The sequence below is a fragment of the Pricia sp. genome (assembly GCF_041745955.1).
Taxonomy (GTDB): Bacteria; Bacteroidota; Bacteroidia; order Flavobacteriales; family Flavobacteriaceae; genus Pricia.
In genome coordinates, this window is sequence record NZ_JBGTHY010000297.1 from 1 (window position 1) to 16,355 (window position 16,355).

A 16,355-nucleotide genomic window follows, 5' to 3' on the forward strand; every position below is an offset into this window, starting at 1 on the left:
GTTCGTAAAGGCTTGGAAAGGCGACGAAGCCGGAAATCTGATCTTTAAGGGAACCGCACGGAATTTTAACCCCTGTATGTGCGGGTCTGCGAAGATTACGGTAGCGGAGGTGGAAGCGGTGGTGCCTGCCGGGGACCTGGATCCCAATCAAATTCATATTCCGGGAATTTTCGTGCAGCGTATTTTTCAGGGGAAGGATTACGAGAAACGGATCGAGCAGCGAACTGTTCGTGAAAAAAAATAGTTTAATGGTTAAGCCGAACTTTGGTCGACGGTCATACTTGTAAAGCATAACAGAACTATAGTTTTAAATAGAAAGGAATGTTGGATAAGAACGGAATTGCAAAAAGAATCGCTAAAGAAGTAAAGGACGGCTACTACGTAAATCTCGGCATCGGCATACCTACTTTGGTGGCCAATTTCGTCCGCGACGATATCGACGTGGAATTCCAAAGCGAAAACGGGATATTGGGCATGGGACCTTTTCCATTTGAAGGCGAAGAGGATGCCGACCTCATCAATGCGGGGAAACAGACCATTACCGCACTGCCAGGAGCGTCGTTCTTCGATTCCGCTACAAGTTTTGCCATGATCCGTGGGCGACATGTCGACCTTACCATTCTCGGTGCGATGGAAGTTGCCGAAAATGGTGATATCGCCAACTGGAAAATCCCCGGAAAGATGGTCAAGGGCATGGGCGGCGCAATGGATCTTGTAGCATCTGCTGAAAATATTATCGTGGCCATGATGCATACCAACCGTGCGGGCGAATCAAAACTGTTAAAAAGATGTGCCCTCCCGCTTACCGGAGTAGGCTGCGTCACCAAGATTGTCACGAACCTTGCGGTACTCGAAGTCACCTCAAACGGATTTCTACTCAAAGAGCGGGCGCCCGGTGTTACGGTTGAAGAGATTCAGAACGCTACCGAAGGTAGCTTGATGATTCAGGGAGACGTTCCCGAGATGGAGGTCTAAAATCCAAATGCAAAAGTCAACCGCAAGCCCAAACATCAATTTCAAACACAGGAGTTTGGATTTGATATTTGGGCTTGAATTTGAAGGTCTTTTATCGATGAAATCAACACTTTTTGATTTTCACAACATTATCCGGCCGCTTCACAACAATAGTTTCGTTTTCTTCATGTTCAGAAGTACATTTACAGTGTTATTAATTGAAAGTCTAACCCCAAGTCGGACCTCGAACTAAACCTACAAAACTATGGAAGCCCAAATGAACCATCCACAAGAAGATATTCAAGTGTACAATAACGAATTCATTAGCGGAATCGTTATGTTGACCCAAAAGTTATTTATGCTTTAACCTACTTACGATTTACCCCCCCCTAAAAAAATGCGGCTTTCCCCAAAGGCCGCTTTTTTTGTGCCTTATACGCTGTTCGCCATACGCTTTGCGCAATGCGCTTGACTTTTCCCTATTTTTGGCGTGACATCCTAAAAATATGAATTTACGGCTTAATCCATGTACTATCTCAGACCTAGGGCGACTTGTTGCTATTTCTAGGACTACCTTTACAGATGCCTTCGAGAAGGACAATGACCCCGAAGATTTCAAGGCGTATATCGATTTTGCCTTTGAGGAGTGCAAACTATTGGGAGAACTCAAAAATCCCGACACCACTTTTTATTTTATATACAAGTATGCCTATTTGGTCGGATACTTAAAACTGAACGAAAACGATGCCCAGACCGATATCCGATCCGAAGAAGGGATGGAACTGGAACGCATTTACGTACTACAGGATTTTCAAGGGCAACACATCGGGCAGTGGATGTTGAAAGAGGTAAAGAAAATAGCTTCCCACAAACAGAAAACCTTTCTATGGCTGGGCGTTTGGGAAAAGAACGCTAAAGCCATCAAGTTCTACCAAAACCACGGCTTTACAAAATTCGGGACACATCCCTATTACATCGGAAAAGACAAACAGACCGATTGGTTGATGAGGCTCGAGGTAAAGAGCATTGGCCCGAAACACCAGTTATACAGTTGATTATCGCATGGTTCAGGGAAGATTGCCGAGACTAGGATACTTTTTGAAATCCATCATATGAATTTTTCCACCGCCTGTGTGGCCAATAAAGTTTTGACCACGACCCAAAATTTCTTTGTTGCAGGGTTTAAATATTTATAGGTGTCGGTGTTTTCAAAATAGGAACTTACCAAAAGTTTAAGATATTCCAATCGAAAATTAGGACCCATAAAATTCTCATAAGCCATGCTCCAATTTTCAAACTCCCTAACATTGATATGTCCGCTTATAAGCACATTGACCTCACTATGCCTCCAATCCTGTTTGATTTTCTCGAACAGCGCTTCCACGCACTGTTTGTCGCCTTCGAGATATTGAACGAATTCATCATTGTAAAACAACAAACACCCAGTAATGTCATTGGCACGATTGAAATCTTTAACCTGCTCTAACAAGCTCCGTATTTCATTCTGTCCTAGCACAGGATTTTGAATCGACCGGTAGACCAAACAAAACATAGGATAATCTTTACCCGAATATACTAAATATTTTATTACCGTTTTTAGAGAATGCACTTACGTTTCTACAACATCTATTATTTGACATTGACTAGCTGCTTTATTTTTTGAAGATCATCAAAATTTCCCAAAAGATTGTAGAAAATACGGTCGGCTTCTAAAAGAGTTTTGCGCCCTATCGCCTAATGATAGCCGGTCTCTCATTGACGGCTCACGAAAGAGCCCTTAAAATCGCGGTGGCTCTCTCCAAGGTTTCCTGATTCTTGGCAAAACAGAACCGCAATACCTTATCGTCCCGATTATCGACGCTGAAGGAAGATATGGGGATACTCGCCAGCTTATGCTCAAGAATCAAGCGTTCGGCGAGTTCTTCATCCGCTTCGTCCGTAATTGCTGTATAGTCCAACAATTGAAAATAGGTGCCTTGGGAGGGAGTGAACCTGAATTTAGAATCTTTCAATCCCTCTAAAAAGAAATCCCGTTTTTTCTGGTAGAAAGCGTTCAGTTCCAAGTAATGTCCTTCGTCCTTAAGATATTCGGCCAAGGCGCGTTGCACGGGATGGTCGACACAGAAAACGGCGAACTGGTGTACTTGGCGGAATTCGTGCATCAGCTCCGCGGGTGCGGCACAGTATCCTATTTTCCATCCCGTTACATGAAAGGTCTTTCCGAACGAGGCGCAGACGAAGCTCCGGGATGCAAGGTCATCGAAGCGCGATGCACTTTGGTGCTCCTTCCCATCGAAAACGATATGTTCATAGACTTCATCACTTATCAAAATGATATTTGTAGGCCTAAGAATTTCCTGCAATTGCAACATATCGTCCCGTGAAAAAATCCGTCCGCTGGGGTTGTGGGGTGTATTAATGACGACCATTCGGGTCTTGCTGGTAATCTTGTTTTTAAAGGCATCCCAATCCACTTGATATCCATCGGCATCCAACTGCAACGGAACAGGAATCCCGCCATTGATTTTTATGGCCGGTTCGTAACAATCATAGGCGGGTTTTAATACGATAACCTCATCACCTGGATGCACAAAAGCCGTGATGGCCGTATATATGGCCTGAGTTGCCCCCACCGTTACCGTGATTTCCTTTTCGGGATGGTACTTTTTTCCGTGGCCTTTTTCGATTTTTTGCGAAATGGTTTCCCGAAGTCCGTAATAGCCTTGCATCGCGGCGTATTGGTTATGGCCTTCGTTCATGGCCTTGGCAACCAGATCCATCAGTTTTTTATCCGCATCAAAATTCGGGAAGCCTTGTGACAGGTCAATCGCATTGTGTTTCCGGGCCAAGTTGCCTACGGTCGTAAAAATGGTGGTTTTGACGTTCGGTAGCTTTGAAGGGATATTATTTAGGGATATGGACATAGAAACGGGTTTTTAGGAAATTGATGTTTTGGACAATTCGCCGATGACTTTCTGCCGATCGCTCTCAATATTTTTCCACACTGCCCACAGCGAACGGCGTAAGGCCGGTTTCTAAAACTACAAAATTAAAGGATAGATCTGTGTTACATTTTTGCAAACAATCCCCTATATTTAGCTGCTCTAAAAATTGACTCTATGCAGAAGTTCAAACGTATCCATTTGATATTGCTGTGCATGATAACCTACGGAGCCGCATTTTCGCAATCAGCAAAAACTACGGCTAAAATTAAGGTGCTTATCATAGACGGGCAGAACAACCATGAACAATGGCCAAAACTGACGTATATCCTAAAAAAGGAAATGGAAGCGACGGAGATGTTTTCTGTGGATGTCGTCCGTTCCGCCTACACTTGGAAAGGCGATGAATTTTTAGGGGAATTCGCCATCGAGGGCATGATAAAAACCGAAGCCTTGGATGAACCTAAGGCCGACCCTGATTTTACTCCCGATTTCTCAAAATACGATGTGGTCATCAATAACTTTGGATGGAACGCCGCCCCATGGCCCGAAAAGACCCAAGAAAAGCTTGAGAAATACATGAAAAAGGGCGGGGGACTAGTGGTCTTTCATGCCGCCGACAACTCCTTCCCGAAGTGGGAAGCCTATAACCAAATGATTGGCCTGGGTGGATGGGGCGACCGCACCGAAAAGGATGGTCCGCGTGTTTACTATAATGATTCCGGAGAATTGATCCGCGACGATTCCCCGGGAAATGCCGGTGCCCATGGCCCTCAGAGTGAATACCGGATTCAGGTCAGAAACGGGGAACATCCAATAACTAAGGGTATGCCGTCAACCTGGATGCACACCAAGGACGAACTTTACAACAGCCTACGTGGCCCTGCCGAAAATATGGAAATTCTCGCCACCGCGTTTTCCGATCCGAATAATGAAGGCACAGGGTATCACGAGCCCGCGTTGATGGCCTTGACCTACGGCAAAGGCCGTATTTTTCACAACATCATGGGCCATGCGGACTATTCTGTGTTGGGCGTGGGCTTTTTGACATCCATGCTCAGGGGAGCGGAATGGGCGGCAACGGGAAAAGTGACCCAGGAAATTCCCGAAGATTTTCCGACGGCCGACCGATCAAGTACTCGGGAGTTCGAAAAGAATTGAACGTTCATCGAAGTACAGCTTTCCACGAAAGCACTTTCCATTCAACTGAAGGATATGGAATAACGCATCCACTTTCTACAGAAGACCGTATCTTTGGCGAAAATTTGAAGTATGCAGCCCAAACATCCTAGTGAATCCCGCACTTTAATGACCGATATGGTACTTCCCAGCGAGACCAACCCCATCAACAACTTGTTCGGAGGTGAGCTCTTGGCCCGTATGGACCGTGCCGCCAGTATTGCCGCCCGCCGTCATAGCCGACGGATTACCGTTACCGCTTCGGTCAACCATGTGGCCTTTAACCAAGCGGTGCCCTTGGGCAGTGTGCTGACCGTTGAAGCCGCCGTATCCCGTGCCTTCAGGACATCTATGGAAGTTTATATCGATGTTTGGATGGAAGACCGCTTTACCGGCGAACGCTCCAAAGCGAACGAGGCCATTTACACCTTTGTGGCCGTCGACGAGAATGGAAAGCCCACCGAAGTACCACAACTAGAACCCGAAACGGAACAGGAAAAAGAACGCTATGCCGGTGCCCTTCGTAGAAAACAATTGAGCTTGGTACTCGCCGGCAAGATGAAACCGAACGAGGCTACGGAACTTAAAGCTTTGTTTTTGGATAGTCCAGACTAAATTCTGGACCATCGCCCGTCTGTACGTTGGGCATACAAGTTTCAACAAGATTATGCCAAAATATCTTGCAAATCAGCTGAATCGGGATGGCAAATAATCTTTTTAGTTTAGTTTACTTCGACAGCTCAACACAAATCTTACATCCAGTGGACTAGACTCTTCGTTACAGCTGGTACACCCACTCTTCGGGGTTCAGCTTCGAGGTATTCTGGTGCAGGTAGAACTTTAGGCGGGTCTGGCCATTGGACCGATTGGTATAAATATCGCCCAGTACGGTCTTGGCATCGACGCGGTCGCCCTTTTTAACGTAAATAGTACTGAGGTTGTAATAGGTGCTTATAAAGTTGCCGTGCTTAAGCTGTACGGCTTTGTTTCCCCCGGGAATGGAGAGTATAGCGATGACCTCGCCCCTAAAAATGGCCCTGGCCTTAGCGCCTGCATCCGTGGTGATGACCACACCATTGCTCTCATGCTTGATACCCGGATAGATGGCATCGGCGTACACCCCATACCCTTGGCTCTTGAAACCCTTTTCGACCGGCCAGATCAATCGGCCCTTGTTGGCGGTAAAGCTATTGGCTACGATTGCGGCTTCCGGTGTCAACAAAAATTTACTGGGATCGGAATCGTCTTTGCCAGAAGCGGCGCTCTCGGCGGCGATGGCCTCACGGATCAATTTTTCTATCTGTTGATCGATTTCCTTAGCCTCGCGTTGCTTGTCGCGAATGGCAGATGCATATTTGGTTTCGTCTTTACGAATCGAGCCCAACAAGGTCTGTTGGGAGTTTCTTTCTTGTTCCATCTGCCGCTTTGCGTTTCTGTTTTCGGCTATCAAGCGTTCCTTCTGTTTCCGCTGTTCGCTGAGGTCAAGGTTCAATTTTGTCAGTTTATCCGTCTTGATGACGATTTCCTCGCCTTGCTGCCTTCGGAAGTCCATGTACTGCTTAATGTATTGCAGCCGTTTAAAGGCCTGAAAGAAGTTTTCGGAAGAGAGTAAGAACATCAGTTTGCTCTGCTGAATCTTGCTCTGATAGCCCTTTTGGATCATCAGAGCGTAATCTTCCTTGAGTTTGGCCAATGCTTCCCGTAGTTCGGATATTGCATTGACATTGGTATTGATTTTTCGGTCCAGTAGGTTCGATTGCTCATTGGTCACATCGATCAGTCGCTGTCGGACGTCGATTTTTTGATTGAGGGCTTCCATTTGCTCCAGCACGTTGCCCCGTTTTTCCTTTTGATCGAACAATAAGAGGTTAATCTGTTCGATTTCCTTTTGCAGCTGTTCACGCTTGGCCTCCAAAACTTCCTGTTCATCGACTTGGGAGAAAATCGCGTGGCTTCCGAAATAAAAAAATACGAATAAAAAGACGATAAAATTCGCTTTACAACGCATCATCCTTTAATTTGATCTCATCAAAACCGTTCGGTATTTCATAAGGAAAACTGAGCGGCCGGTCGAACTCGATGTTGCGATATTCTATATCGATGGTACTCCGTTTGTCTTTATCTATAGCGGCTACGGCTATTTTTTGCGGAAGCACCCATTTGTTTATTTTCTGATAATCGGTATAATTGATCTGTAGCAATCTCTTTTTTAGAGGTTGGGACAGTTGTTGGGAGGCCATCCTATAATTTTTGGGCTCAATTTGAAAGAGCACCTTGAACAGGTCCAAAGCCTTTTTGGGCTTCAATTGGTAGTTGCCGCCAGCGACCGAGGCGTCGTATTTGGAATCCTTTAGGTCGAGTAGGGCCTTCCCCAATAATAAATTCTGCACTTGTTCGAAATCGAGCTCCACGCCGACGAATTTGCTGAGATAGGCAAAATCCCCATCAAAATATTCGTTCTGAAGTTTGTTGTAGAACGTAACCCGACCGGGAGTGACGTATGCCTTGACCACCCCAAAGGGCGCACTGATCCAAATGGCCTTGTCCTTTTCCATCCGAAGGCTTACCGCTACACCTTGCGAATCTTCGCCATCGGAGTAGTCGATACGCATCTTGCCGCTCAGCGTCTTAAAATCAAGCGCATTGTCGTAATGTGTCCGTATAATGGCCTTGGCGGATAGGTTTTCGTCGAGCGTGCCATCGGTGACCACCTTTTTCGATTTACAGGAAAACGCAAGCATTGCAACAGCAATAACGGCGGTATATCTTGGGAACGATTTGAAAACTATATGCATCATGTATGTGTCCGGCTTTAAAATCCAGGTTTTATCTTACGAAGATACGCATTCGCCTTTACAGCATTGTTAAGGGAGGTATAGGCATCTACCAATTCTTGGTAAATTTTGTTTTCTAGGGATGTGTCGTCGATCAAGTAATCGAGTGCGGCTTCGAGGGTTTCAACGGCCTCTTGGTGTTTGCCCGTTTTGTTCAGGGCATAGCCTTGGGCAAAATAGAAATAGGGTTGTGCGGGATAGCTTTCCAAAGCCTCCTCGGAAAGCTGCTGTAATAGCGGAAAATTATTAGCTTGTATCAAGCTTTCCATCCTGATTTTATATTCTTCCAAGGGATTAGGCTCCACATCGGTATTGTCCAAGGTGATGGGAGTAGTCGTTGTAGGCGCTTGCAGTTTTTCTATGGAATCGTTGATTTTTGTGGTAAGGTTGACCGTAAAATCACTTTGTTTCCCCTTTTTTAGGACGGCAAGGGCAGTTTCATAGTTTCCTTTTTTGAAATAAATGGATGCAAGATTCTCGCTGAACGCTGATTCATCGAAAGGAAGCTCTGCGGTCATCGTTTCGATAGTTTTCCCCTGTTTTTGAAGAATCTCCGTCAAAGTATCTGCATACCAGACATTTTCAGGTTCCGAGGTTACGGCGGTAAGCGCATATTCTTCCGCCAGCGGATATTGTCTGGTTTCAAAGTACGCCTTGGCCAGTTCATGGTCGATCACCGGGTTGGAGGTATCGAGCTGTTTGCACTTTAAGAACAAATTGATGGCCTTGTCATAGTTTTCGATGCCTTTTTGTTTGAGGGCCGCAAAAAAGTTTTCCTGAAAATCATCGGAATAGGCTTCAAGAAATACTTCTGCGCTGTTTTCGATGTCTAGTTCGGGGTCGGGAGTCGGGTTTTCTTGCGCATGGGTTTGGAAGGGGATTACAAGAAACCCAAATGAGCATAGTAGTATGGAAAGCGCTTTTTGCATTTTTTATAAGTTAATAGTCTACCGTATCTGACACTTTCGCCTTCGGTACCGTTGCATTCCTCTCGCCATGCCCGTCGGATGCAAGGGCAGGGTAGAACGTTATGAAATGTCTTTTTACCAACCTTATCTCTTTTTACATTTTTTCAGGCTTGGAAGTAGAAAAATCCTAATGGATTCCCGTACTCCCAAAACCACCTTCGCCCCTAGATGTTTGCGAAAGTTCCTCAACTTCTTCCCATTCGGCCCTTTCGTGGCGGGCGATGACCAGTTGGGCGATGCGTTCGCCATTTTTAATCGTATACGATTCGTTGGAAAGGTTTACCAGTATCACGCCGACCTCTCCCCGATAATCCGCATCAATCGTGCCGGGCGCGTTCAAAACGCTAATACCATTTTTAGCGGCCAGACCGCTTCTGGGCCTTACCTGCGCTTCGATGCCCACGGGGAGCTCGATAAAAAGTCCCGTTTTGATGATGGCCCGCCCTAAAGGTTCCAACGTAACGGATTCCGAAATACTGGCTCGTAGATCCATGCCCGCCGAAGCATCCGTTTCATAGTGGGGGAGTTTATGGGGTGATTTGTTGATGATTTTTATGTTCATGTTCAAGATTTACCGATTATTGGTTGGATGCTCGATGCTCGATGCTCGGTGCACGGTGCACGGTGCTCGATGAAGGTAACTTTTTACACCGTGCATCGAGCTTCCAGCATCCGACCTTTTAATTTCCGCGCTTCAAAAAAACCTTCCTCAATATATCCTTCTCCAACGTATATACCAAACCTAGGAATAGTAAAAGTAAAACACTTCCGATGTATAAATTCCTATCAAAAACATAAAAGGATAGGGCGGAGAACAAAATGGAAATCCCCAGATAAAATAGGATTTTCCGGAAATTATAGGGAATTGGGTACCGGGATTTACCAATATAATAAGACAATACCATCATAGTGCCATAGGCCGAAAGAGTTGCGATCGCGGACGCCATGTATCCAATTTTGGGAATAAAGGCATAGTTTATACCGATGGTTATAATTGCTCCGACAATGGATATAAAAGCGCCATAGCGGGTTTTATCGGTGACTTTGTACCATACTGACAGGTTGTGGTAGATGCCTAGAAAAAAGCTGGCCAATACGATAATTGGAACGATATCCATGGCCTCCCAATAGGCTTCGTCACGTACAATAATAACCTTTAGCACATCGGCATAGACCACAACGGCCAACAAAATAATGCTACCAAGCACCACAAAATAATTGGTAATCTGGGCATAGGCTTTCTGAGGATTTTCAGTACCGGAATGACTAAAGAAGAACGGTTCGATACCCATGCGAAAGGCCGTGGCGAACAAGGTCATGAATACTCCTAGTTTATAACAGGCGGAATATTTTCCGATTTCACTCTCTGCGATATCGTCGGGCAATAGGTTTTCTAACATAATCCGGTCGAAAACCTCATTGATGGTGAAGGCTATGCCAGCAATCAACACGGGCCAAGCGTACCGTATCATCCGTTTCCATAAATCACTGTCATACACATACTTCCCTTTTAGATAGAGCGGTAGCATTAACATTAAGGTGATTCCACTTGCAATTAAATTCGAAATCAAGATATAGGAAATTTCGAAATCGGCGCTGTATATCCATCCAAAAAATCCGTCGGGATGTTCTGTTACAATTTTGGGCAAGAACAATAGAAAAAAAACGTTCAAGCTCAAGTTTATGGCAACATTACTGATTTTGATAATGGCATACTTCATCGGCTTTTCGGTGGCCCGAAGCCAAGCAAATGGTATGATTACCAAGGCATCCAAAGACAGGATTACCACAACATACCACATATATTCAGCTTCAATTCCCATTAGGTTGGCCAAACTATTTTGAAAGAGGAGTGCTAGTACTGCGAATGCGGCAGTTGTACCCAAAATGGATATCAGTGAGGTGGATATGACGACATTTTCATTGTCCGCCTTGTTAAAAAACCGGAAAAATGCGGTTTCCATACCGTAAGCCAGAAAAACATTGAAAATAGCGAACCAGGCGAAGATAATGTTGACCTCTCCATATAGGCCGGTGGCCATAACGCTGGTATAAAGGGGTACCAAAATAAAGGAAAGCATCCGAGGCAGCACTGTTGCCAAGCCATAGATAGCCGTTTGTTGGAAGAGTTTCTTGAGCGGGTTCAATGGTAAATATTTGCCCTCAAAAGTACCCTTTTTAACGGGATGTGGCAAAGTTTGAATCCCTCATCGACAGCAAGAGCGTCACAACAAATAAATACATAAAATTCTTCCTGGTTGTTCTTTACTTTACCTAAATGTGGAACAGGTACGTATGAAATGGAACCAGGGACTATCTTACTGCTCATCTTGAAGGTTCATTCGCTTCATGGCCAAAAGCGCAAAAAGAAAAGCGATCATTAAAAATAGCGCGGCCAGGGTATAGGGCGCACCTGGAAAGTAAATAGAACCTTCCGGATGGATAAAGAAATAGAAAACCGGAGAAAATACCAATTGGCCCAAAATAGCGGTGATACTTAATAAGCTCGTGATGGCCCCCTGTAAGTTTCCCTGCTCTTTTTCGGATACCTGATTCGAGATGACCCCTTGCACAGTCGGCCCCGCAATGCCGCCGAGGGCGTAGGGAATTAAAAAGGCATATAACATCCAAGGTTCGGTGGCTAGGGAAAAGAGGAACATACCAATGGTCCAGAATAGAAAGCCGAAAATAATAGCGTTTCGTTTCCCGAATTTCTTGACGACAACTCCAACCAAGAACCCTTGAACGATGGCGACCAAAAGTCCGACGACCATCAATGAAACCCCGATTTCCTTTGGACTCCAGTTATACCGCTCGATTCCATAATATGACCAAGTGGAAGGCAAGGCTTGCCCTGCTAAATTTGCCAAGAAAAAGGCCAGAATAAGCAGCAACACCCCTTTATAGTTTCGAAGGCCCGCCAAAGAAACCCCGGGAATCATTTTCTTAACATCGAACGGTCTCCTATTTTCCGGAGATAAAGATTCGGGGACGAAAATCCATCCGAAGAGAAAGTTCGCGAACGTCAGGCCTGCAGCGATGTAAAATGGCAAACGGATGTCGATTTCCCCGAAAAACCCTCCTATACCCGGGCCAATGATAAAGCCCAACCCGAAGGCCGCACCGATCAATCCGAAGTTTTTAGCCTTGTTTTCCTTCGTGCTTACATCTGCAATGTAGGCCGAGGCGACGGTAAAGCTAGCTCCGGTGATGCCCGCCAGGAACCGACCTAAAAACAGCCATGCGATGCTGGGCGCCCAAGCATGTATCAAGTAATCGATGCTCAAGCCCAATAGGGCCATCAACAGAATGGGGCGTCTGCCATATTGGTCGGAGATTTCCCCTAAAACAGGCGAAAACAAAAACTGCATTCCCGCAAAAGCAGTGGTCAGCCACATGCCGTAGATGACGGCCGTATGTGTGCCCTCCCCGGTCAGTTCCATTATCAGATCGGGAATTATGGGAAGGATGATACCGATACCGATGACATCGACCAGAATGGTGATGAAAATAAAGAGTAGGGCGGTTTTTTTGGATGCCATAAGCGGTGCAAAAGTCGTTTAAAAAAGGATAAAAACGTAACATAGATTCAGTAAATCAAAATAAAAAACCCCACTGGTTTGCGGGGTTTATGTGTCATATAAAAATACGTAATGCTATGGTCTGCAGAGAAAACTTCTGGCATGCCCAGTCACCTAATAAAGTCGATATAGTGGATTAATTGTTCAAGGCCTCCGCCCCACCAACGATTTCCAAAATTTCATTGGTAATCGATGCCTGACGGGCCTTGTTGTATTTCAGTTTTAGATCGTCACGCAGCTCGGTAGCGTTATCGGTAGCCTTGTGCATCGCCGTCATACGGGCACCGTGCTCGCTGGCGAAGGAATCGCGAATGGATTTATACAGCTGGGTCTTCAGCGATTTCGGAATGAGCTGCTCTACAATTTCGATTTTGGAAGGTTCGAAGATATAGTCCGTACTGAGGTTTTCTGCACCTTCCATAGGTACGATGGGTAAGAATTGCTCGGTCATCACGATTTGTGTAGCGGCATTCTTGAACTTGTTGTAGACGACATCGATCCGGTCGTAATTTCCAGAGGTGAATTGGGCCATCAATTCTTCGGCGATGACGGATACGTTGTCAAAGGTCAAATCTTCGTACAGGCTACTATGATTAGAAATTACGGTGGATTTCTTCTTTAAAAAATCGTTCGCTTTTTTACCGATGGCCATAAATTCGACTTGCTTGCCTGCATAGGTCTCATTCATTAATAACGTAACCTGTTTCATGATGTTCGAATTGAAAGCTCCTGCCAGCCCCCTATTCGAGGTAATTGCAACGACCAACACTTTTTTGATCTCTCGGTTATCGGAATACTTGCTCCCGGAATCATCATCTAAACTGGCGCTCAGACTCTGAAGTAGTTCGGTTAGCTTGTCTGCATACGGACGCATGGCGGTAATAGCATCCTGTGCTTTCTTCAACTTTGCAGCGGATACCATTTTCATGGCACTCGTAATCTGCATGGTCGAAGATACCGATGAGATTCTGTTTCGTATTTCTTTTAGATTGGCCATTTCTTAATAGTATTTAGAGTTAAGTGCTTAGTACAGATGCTTCTAAACGCTCCACTAATTACTTTTTACTTAATACTCAGTACTAGTTTCTATATTTCCCGGACAGATCTTTGGCAACCGCTGTCAAAGTGTCAATAACCTCATCGGTCAGTTTTCCCGCTTTCAAAGTGTTTAATGTATCACGATGTTTGGCGTTTAGGAATTCCAGATAATCCCTTTCGAATTCCTTTACTTTATTGACGGGCACATCACGCAATAGATTTTTCGAACCGGCATAAATGATGGCGATCTGGTCTTCTACCGTAAACGGATCGTTCTCGGCCTGTTTTAGGATTTCAACGTTACGTCGTCCTTTTTCGATAACGTTCAGGGTTGCGGTATCAAGGTCGGAACCGAACTTGGAAAAAGCTTCCAGTTCGCGGAAGGCCGCTTGGTCCAATTTCAGCGTACCCGCTACTTTTTTCATGGATTTGATCTGTGCGTTTCCTCCCACGCGGGATACCGAGATACCTACGTTGATCGCGGGACGCACCCCTTGGTTGAAGAGATCTTGCTCCAAGAATATCTGTCCGTCGGTAATCGAGATTACGTTGGTCGGGATGTACGCGGATACGTCACCGGCCTGTGTTTCGATAATCGGCAAGGCCGTTAACGAACCACCACCTTTTACCATGGGCTTTAACACGTCGGGCAAATCGTTCATGTTCTGTGCTATCTTATCATCGTTGATGATTTTTGCGGCACGCTCCAACAAACGGGAATGCAAATAGAAAACATCACCAGGATAGGCTTCGCGCCCCGGTGGCCTTCTTAAAAGCAGGGATACCTCACGGTAAGCGACCGCTTGTTTGGACAAATCGTCAAACACGATCAAGGCAGGCCGGCCCGAATCACGGAAATATTCTCCGATGGATGCCCCGGCAAAGGGAGCGTAGACCTGCATCGGTGCAGGATCGGATGCGTTGGCAGCCACGATAGTAGTATAGGCCAAGGCGCCTTTATCTTCAAAGTTCTGTGCGATAGCGGCGACAGTAGAAGCCTTTTGGCCAATGGCCACATAAATACAGTATACCGGTTCGCCGGCATCGTAAAATTCCTTTTGATTTAGGATGGTATCGATACAAACGGTAGTCTTACCGGTTTGACGGTCACCGATAACAAGTTCCCTTTGTCCACGTCCCACGGGAATCATGGCATCGATCGCTTTAATACCGGTTTGCAAAGGTTCCGTTACGGGTTCACGGAAAATTACGCCCGGTGCCCTTCGCTCCAAGGGCATTTCGTAAGTCTCCCCAGCAATAGGTCCTTTACCATCAATGGGATTTCCCAAGGTGTCGACCACACGGCCCACAATGCCTTCGCCCACTTTGATGGAGGCAATACGCTGGGTACGTTTTACGGTGGCCCCTTCCTTGATTTCCTTGGATGGGCCGAGGAGTACCACCCCTACGTTATCCTCTTCCAGATTCAAGACGATCCCTTCGAGTCCGCCTTCAAACTCCACCAATTCGCCATATTGGACGTTGGATAGTCCGTAGACACGGGCAATACCGTCACCTACTTGCAATACGGTTCCGACCTCGTCCAATGAAGCGGATGAATCGAATCCGGATAACTGCTTCTTTAAGATTGCCGATACTTCGGCGGCTTTTACTCCTGCCATTTTTTTTGACCTTAGATGTTAGACCTGCCTGCCGGCAGCGTGAGATGTCACCTAGGGGACATCTTTTGTCTTCCTTGTTTATTATAAGCTATTTGCAAACTCCCTTTTAATAGTATTCAATTTGTTCGCTACGCTGGCGTCGTACTGTAAATCGCCGACGCGCAGTATAAATCCTCCGATAATATTTTCGTCGATTTTGTTTTCCATCGTTACCTTATCGTCGGTAATTTTGGCTACTTGTTGCAAAACCTTTTTCTCCAGTTCGGGAGTCAGGGGTACTGCGGTGGTTACATAAGCAACGCCCTCGCCTTTCAGATCTTCGTTTAGGATGATGTACTTCAATGCCACCTCGTTCAAAAGACCGATACGCTTGTTTTCGGTCAAGGTCTTGATAAGGCCTATGGTAATTTCGCCACCATCCTTAAAAATGACGTTCAGGGCCCCTTCTTTGGATTCACCGTTTATTACGGGACTGGCCAACACCGACCGTAACTCCTTACTATCGGCAATGGTCGCCACAACGCTGCGCATGTTTTTTTCGACCGCAGCGGTAGCCTTGTTCTCGACCGCTAGGGCCAAGACTGCTTTTGCGTAACGTAGGGCTATTCTTTGATCGCTCATACTACTTTAATTCAGCTTGACGTCGCCAAGCAGTTTCTCGACGAGCTTCAATTGTTCCTTTTTGTTGGATAACTGCTCCTTCAAAACTTTCTCTGCGATCTCTACGGACAGCTCGGCCACTTGATTTTTGATGTCCGCAACCGCAGCTTTCTTTTCGCTTTCGATGGCGGACTGCGCCTGTTTGATCATTTTGTCGCCTTCGACCTTGGCCTGTTCTTTCGAATCGGCGATCATTTTATCCTTAATCTCGCGGGCTTCCCTCAGCATGGCCTCGCGTTCGGCGCGGGCTTCCTTTAAAATGCGTTGATTGTCCGCTTGTAGGTTTTGCATTTCCTTTTTTGCCTCTTCTGCCGATAAAAGGGCATTCTGTATCGATTCTTCCCTCGTTTTTACCGCACCTAGAATAGGTTTCCAAGCGTATTTCTTCAGAAGGACAAGAAGGATGATGAAAATTAGGGTGGACCAAAAGATAAGTCCTATTCCCGGAGTTACTAAATCCATGTCTTTTTTGTTTAACGATTTTTAAATTATCGGCCCCAAGGGCAACCCCCATGGGGCCGATAAAAACTTTGCAACTATGCTGCGCCGGTGTTAACGGCGATCAAGCCAACAACCA

17 protein-coding genes are annotated in these 16,355 nt (G+C 45.8%); 5 read left to right on the forward strand and 12 right to left on the reverse strand.

From position 1 onward, the window contains the following. The 3 genes from ACEW8S_RS10890 to ACEW8S_RS10900 form a co-directional block, all read left to right on the forward strand. The coding region (locus tag ACEW8S_RS10890) for a CoA-transferase (RefSeq protein ID WP_373518180.1) at positions 1 to 244 on the forward strand (244 nt) is incomplete at its 5' end. Between the two features lie 77 nt (positions 245 to 321). Further along, a complete protein-coding gene (locus ACEW8S_RS10895; RefSeq protein ID WP_373518181.1) occupies positions 322 to 975 on the forward strand; it encodes a CoA transferase subunit B in 654 nt (217 codons plus the stop codon). A gap of 485 nt (positions 976 to 1,460) precedes the next feature. After that, positions 1,461 to 2,009, forward strand: coding sequence for a GNAT family N-acetyltransferase (locus ACEW8S_RS10900; protein ID WP_373518182.1), 549 nt, complete (start codon positions 1,461 to 1,463; stop codon positions 2,007 to 2,009). Positions 2,010 to 2,062: 53 nt separating this feature from the next. Here ACEW8S_RS10900 and ACEW8S_RS10905 read toward each other — a convergent pair whose 3' ends face one another. Both ACEW8S_RS10905 and ACEW8S_RS10910 read right to left on the reverse strand, forming a co-directional pair. After that, positions 2,063 to 2,506: a BLUF domain-containing protein gene (locus tag ACEW8S_RS10905; protein ID WP_373518183.1), complete on the reverse strand. Its 444-nt coding sequence runs from the start codon at positions 2,504 to 2,506 to the stop codon at positions 2,063 to 2,065. Positions 2,507 to 2,717: 211 nt separating this feature from the next. After that, positions 2,718 to 3,878: a methionine aminotransferase gene (locus tag ACEW8S_RS10910; RefSeq protein ID WP_373518184.1), complete on the reverse strand. Its 1,161-nt coding sequence runs from the start codon at positions 3,876 to 3,878 to the stop codon at positions 2,718 to 2,720. A 195-nt stretch (positions 3,879 to 4,073) separates the two neighbouring features. Here ACEW8S_RS10910 and ACEW8S_RS10915 point away from each other — a divergent pair, with 195 nt between their 5' ends. After that, positions 4,074 to 5,057 carry a ThuA domain-containing protein gene (locus ACEW8S_RS10915; protein ID WP_373518185.1) on the forward strand — a complete coding sequence of 328 codons (984 nt, stop codon included), beginning with the start codon at positions 4,074 to 4,076 and terminating at the stop codon, positions 5,055 to 5,057. A 111-nt stretch (positions 5,058 to 5,168) separates the two neighbouring features. Beyond that, entirely contained in the window at positions 5,169 to 5,690 is a 522-nt protein-coding gene (locus tag ACEW8S_RS10920; protein ID WP_373518186.1) for an acyl-CoA thioesterase, read from the forward strand. Positions 5,691 to 5,853: 163 nt separating this feature from the next. On the opposite strand, the gene ACEW8S_RS10925 is transcribed toward ACEW8S_RS10920, so the two are convergent. The 10 genes from ACEW8S_RS10925 to ACEW8S_RS10970 form a co-directional block, all read right to left on the reverse strand. Next, positions 5,854 to 7,086 (reverse strand): murein hydrolase activator EnvC, encoded by a 1,233-nt coding sequence (locus ACEW8S_RS10925; RefSeq protein ID WP_373518187.1) that lies wholly within the window; start codon positions 7,084 to 7,086, stop codon positions 5,854 to 5,856. After that, positions 7,073 to 7,873 carry a DUF4292 domain-containing protein gene (locus tag ACEW8S_RS10930; RefSeq protein WP_373518188.1) on the reverse strand — a complete coding sequence of 267 codons (801 nt, stop codon included), beginning with the start codon at positions 7,871 to 7,873 and terminating at the stop codon, positions 7,073 to 7,075. Before ACEW8S_RS10930 ends, ACEW8S_RS10925 begins: the two co-directional genes overlap by 14 nt. A gap of 14 nt (positions 7,874 to 7,887) precedes the next feature. Further along, positions 7,888 to 8,838: a tetratricopeptide repeat protein gene (locus tag ACEW8S_RS10935; protein WP_373518189.1), complete on the reverse strand. Its 951-nt coding sequence runs from the start codon at positions 8,836 to 8,838 to the stop codon at positions 7,888 to 7,890. A gap of 166 nt (positions 8,839 to 9,004) precedes the next feature. Further along, positions 9,005 to 9,439: a dUTP diphosphatase gene (dut, locus tag ACEW8S_RS10940; RefSeq protein ID WP_373518190.1), complete on the reverse strand. Its 435-nt coding sequence runs from the start codon at positions 9,437 to 9,439 to the stop codon at positions 9,005 to 9,007. 118 nt (positions 9,440 to 9,557) lie between these two features. Then, a complete protein-coding gene (locus tag ACEW8S_RS10945) occupies positions 9,558 to 11,024 on the reverse strand; it encodes a lipopolysaccharide biosynthesis protein (protein ID WP_373518196.1) in 1,467 nt (488 codons plus the stop codon). Between the two features lie 171 nt (positions 11,025 to 11,195). Next, on the reverse strand, positions 11,196 to 12,419 hold the full coding sequence (locus ACEW8S_RS10950; RefSeq protein WP_373518191.1) for a TCR/Tet family MFS transporter: 1,224 nt from the start codon (positions 12,417 to 12,419) through the stop codon (positions 11,196 to 11,198). Positions 12,420 to 12,594: 175 nt separating this feature from the next. Beyond that, a complete protein-coding gene (atpG, locus tag ACEW8S_RS10955) occupies positions 12,595 to 13,455 on the reverse strand; it encodes an ATP synthase F1 subunit gamma (RefSeq protein WP_373518192.1) in 861 nt (286 codons plus the stop codon). Positions 13,456 to 13,537: 82 nt separating this feature from the next. Further along, positions 13,538 to 15,118 carry a F0F1 ATP synthase subunit alpha gene (gene atpA / locus ACEW8S_RS10960; RefSeq protein ID WP_373518193.1) on the reverse strand — a complete coding sequence of 527 codons (1,581 nt, stop codon included), beginning with the start codon at positions 15,116 to 15,118 and terminating at the stop codon, positions 13,538 to 13,540. Between the two features lie 81 nt (positions 15,119 to 15,199). Continuing rightward, complete coding sequence (gene atpH, locus ACEW8S_RS10965) at positions 15,200 to 15,739, reverse strand: ATP synthase F1 subunit delta (RefSeq protein ID WP_373518194.1); 540 nt, start codon at positions 15,737 to 15,739, stop codon at positions 15,200 to 15,202. A 6-nt stretch (positions 15,740 to 15,745) separates the two neighbouring features. Continuing rightward, positions 15,746 to 16,240 carry a F0F1 ATP synthase subunit B gene (locus tag ACEW8S_RS10970; protein WP_373518195.1) on the reverse strand — a complete coding sequence of 165 codons (495 nt, stop codon included), beginning with the start codon at positions 16,238 to 16,240 and terminating at the stop codon, positions 15,746 to 15,748. Positions 16,241 to 16,355: the final 115 nt, after the last annotated feature.

What these genes read in the sequence shown, in the direction of transcription:
- ACEW8S_RS10895 (WP_373518181.1), top strand. Translation starts at nt 322, where the DNA reads ATGTTGGATAAGAACGGAATTGCAAAAAGAATCGCTAAAGAAGTAAAG.
- ACEW8S_RS10900 (WP_373518182.1), top strand. Translation starts at nt 1,461, where the DNA reads ATGAATTTACGGCTTAATCCATGTACTATCTCAGACCTAGGGCGACTT.
- ACEW8S_RS10905 (WP_373518183.1), bottom strand. Translation starts at nt 2,506, where the DNA reads ATGTTTTGTTTGGTCTACCGGTCGATTCAAAATCCTGTGCTAGGACAG.
- ACEW8S_RS10910 (WP_373518184.1), bottom strand. Translation starts at nt 3,878, where the DNA reads ATGTCCATATCCCTAAATAATATCCCTTCAAAGCTACCGAACGTCAAA.
- ACEW8S_RS10915 (WP_373518185.1), top strand. Translation starts at nt 4,074, where the DNA reads ATGCAGAAGTTCAAACGTATCCATTTGATATTGCTGTGCATGATAACC.
- ACEW8S_RS10920 (WP_373518186.1), top strand. Translation starts at nt 5,169, where the DNA reads ATGCAGCCCAAACATCCTAGTGAATCCCGCACTTTAATGACCGATATG.
- ACEW8S_RS10925 (WP_373518187.1), bottom strand. Translation starts at nt 7,086, where the DNA reads ATGATGCGTTGTAAAGCGAATTTTATCGTCTTTTTATTCGTATTTTTT.
- ACEW8S_RS10930 (WP_373518188.1), bottom strand. Translation starts at nt 7,873, where the DNA reads ATGATGCATATAGTTTTCAAATCGTTCCCAAGATATACCGCCGTTATT.
- ACEW8S_RS10935 (WP_373518189.1), bottom strand. Translation starts at nt 8,838, where the DNA reads ATGCAAAAAGCGCTTTCCATACTACTATGCTCATTTGGGTTTCTTGTA.
- dut (WP_373518190.1), bottom strand. Translation starts at nt 9,439, where the DNA reads ATGAACATAAAAATCATCAACAAATCACCCCATAAACTCCCCCACTAT.
- ACEW8S_RS10950 (WP_373518191.1), bottom strand. Translation starts at nt 12,419, where the DNA reads ATGGCATCCAAAAAAACCGCCCTACTCTTTATTTTCATCACCATTCTG.
- atpG (WP_373518192.1), bottom strand. Translation starts at nt 13,455, where the DNA reads ATGGCCAATCTAAAAGAAATACGAAACAGAATCTCATCGGTATCTTCG.
- atpA (WP_373518193.1), bottom strand. Translation starts at nt 15,118, where the DNA reads ATGGCAGGAGTAAAAGCCGCCGAAGTATCGGCAATCTTAAAGAAGCAG.
- atpH (WP_373518194.1), bottom strand. Translation starts at nt 15,739, where the DNA reads ATGAGCGATCAAAGAATAGCCCTACGTTACGCAAAAGCAGTCTTGGCC.
- ACEW8S_RS10970 (WP_373518195.1), bottom strand. Translation starts at nt 16,240, where the DNA reads ATGGATTTAGTAACTCCGGGAATAGGACTTATCTTTTGGTCCACCCTA.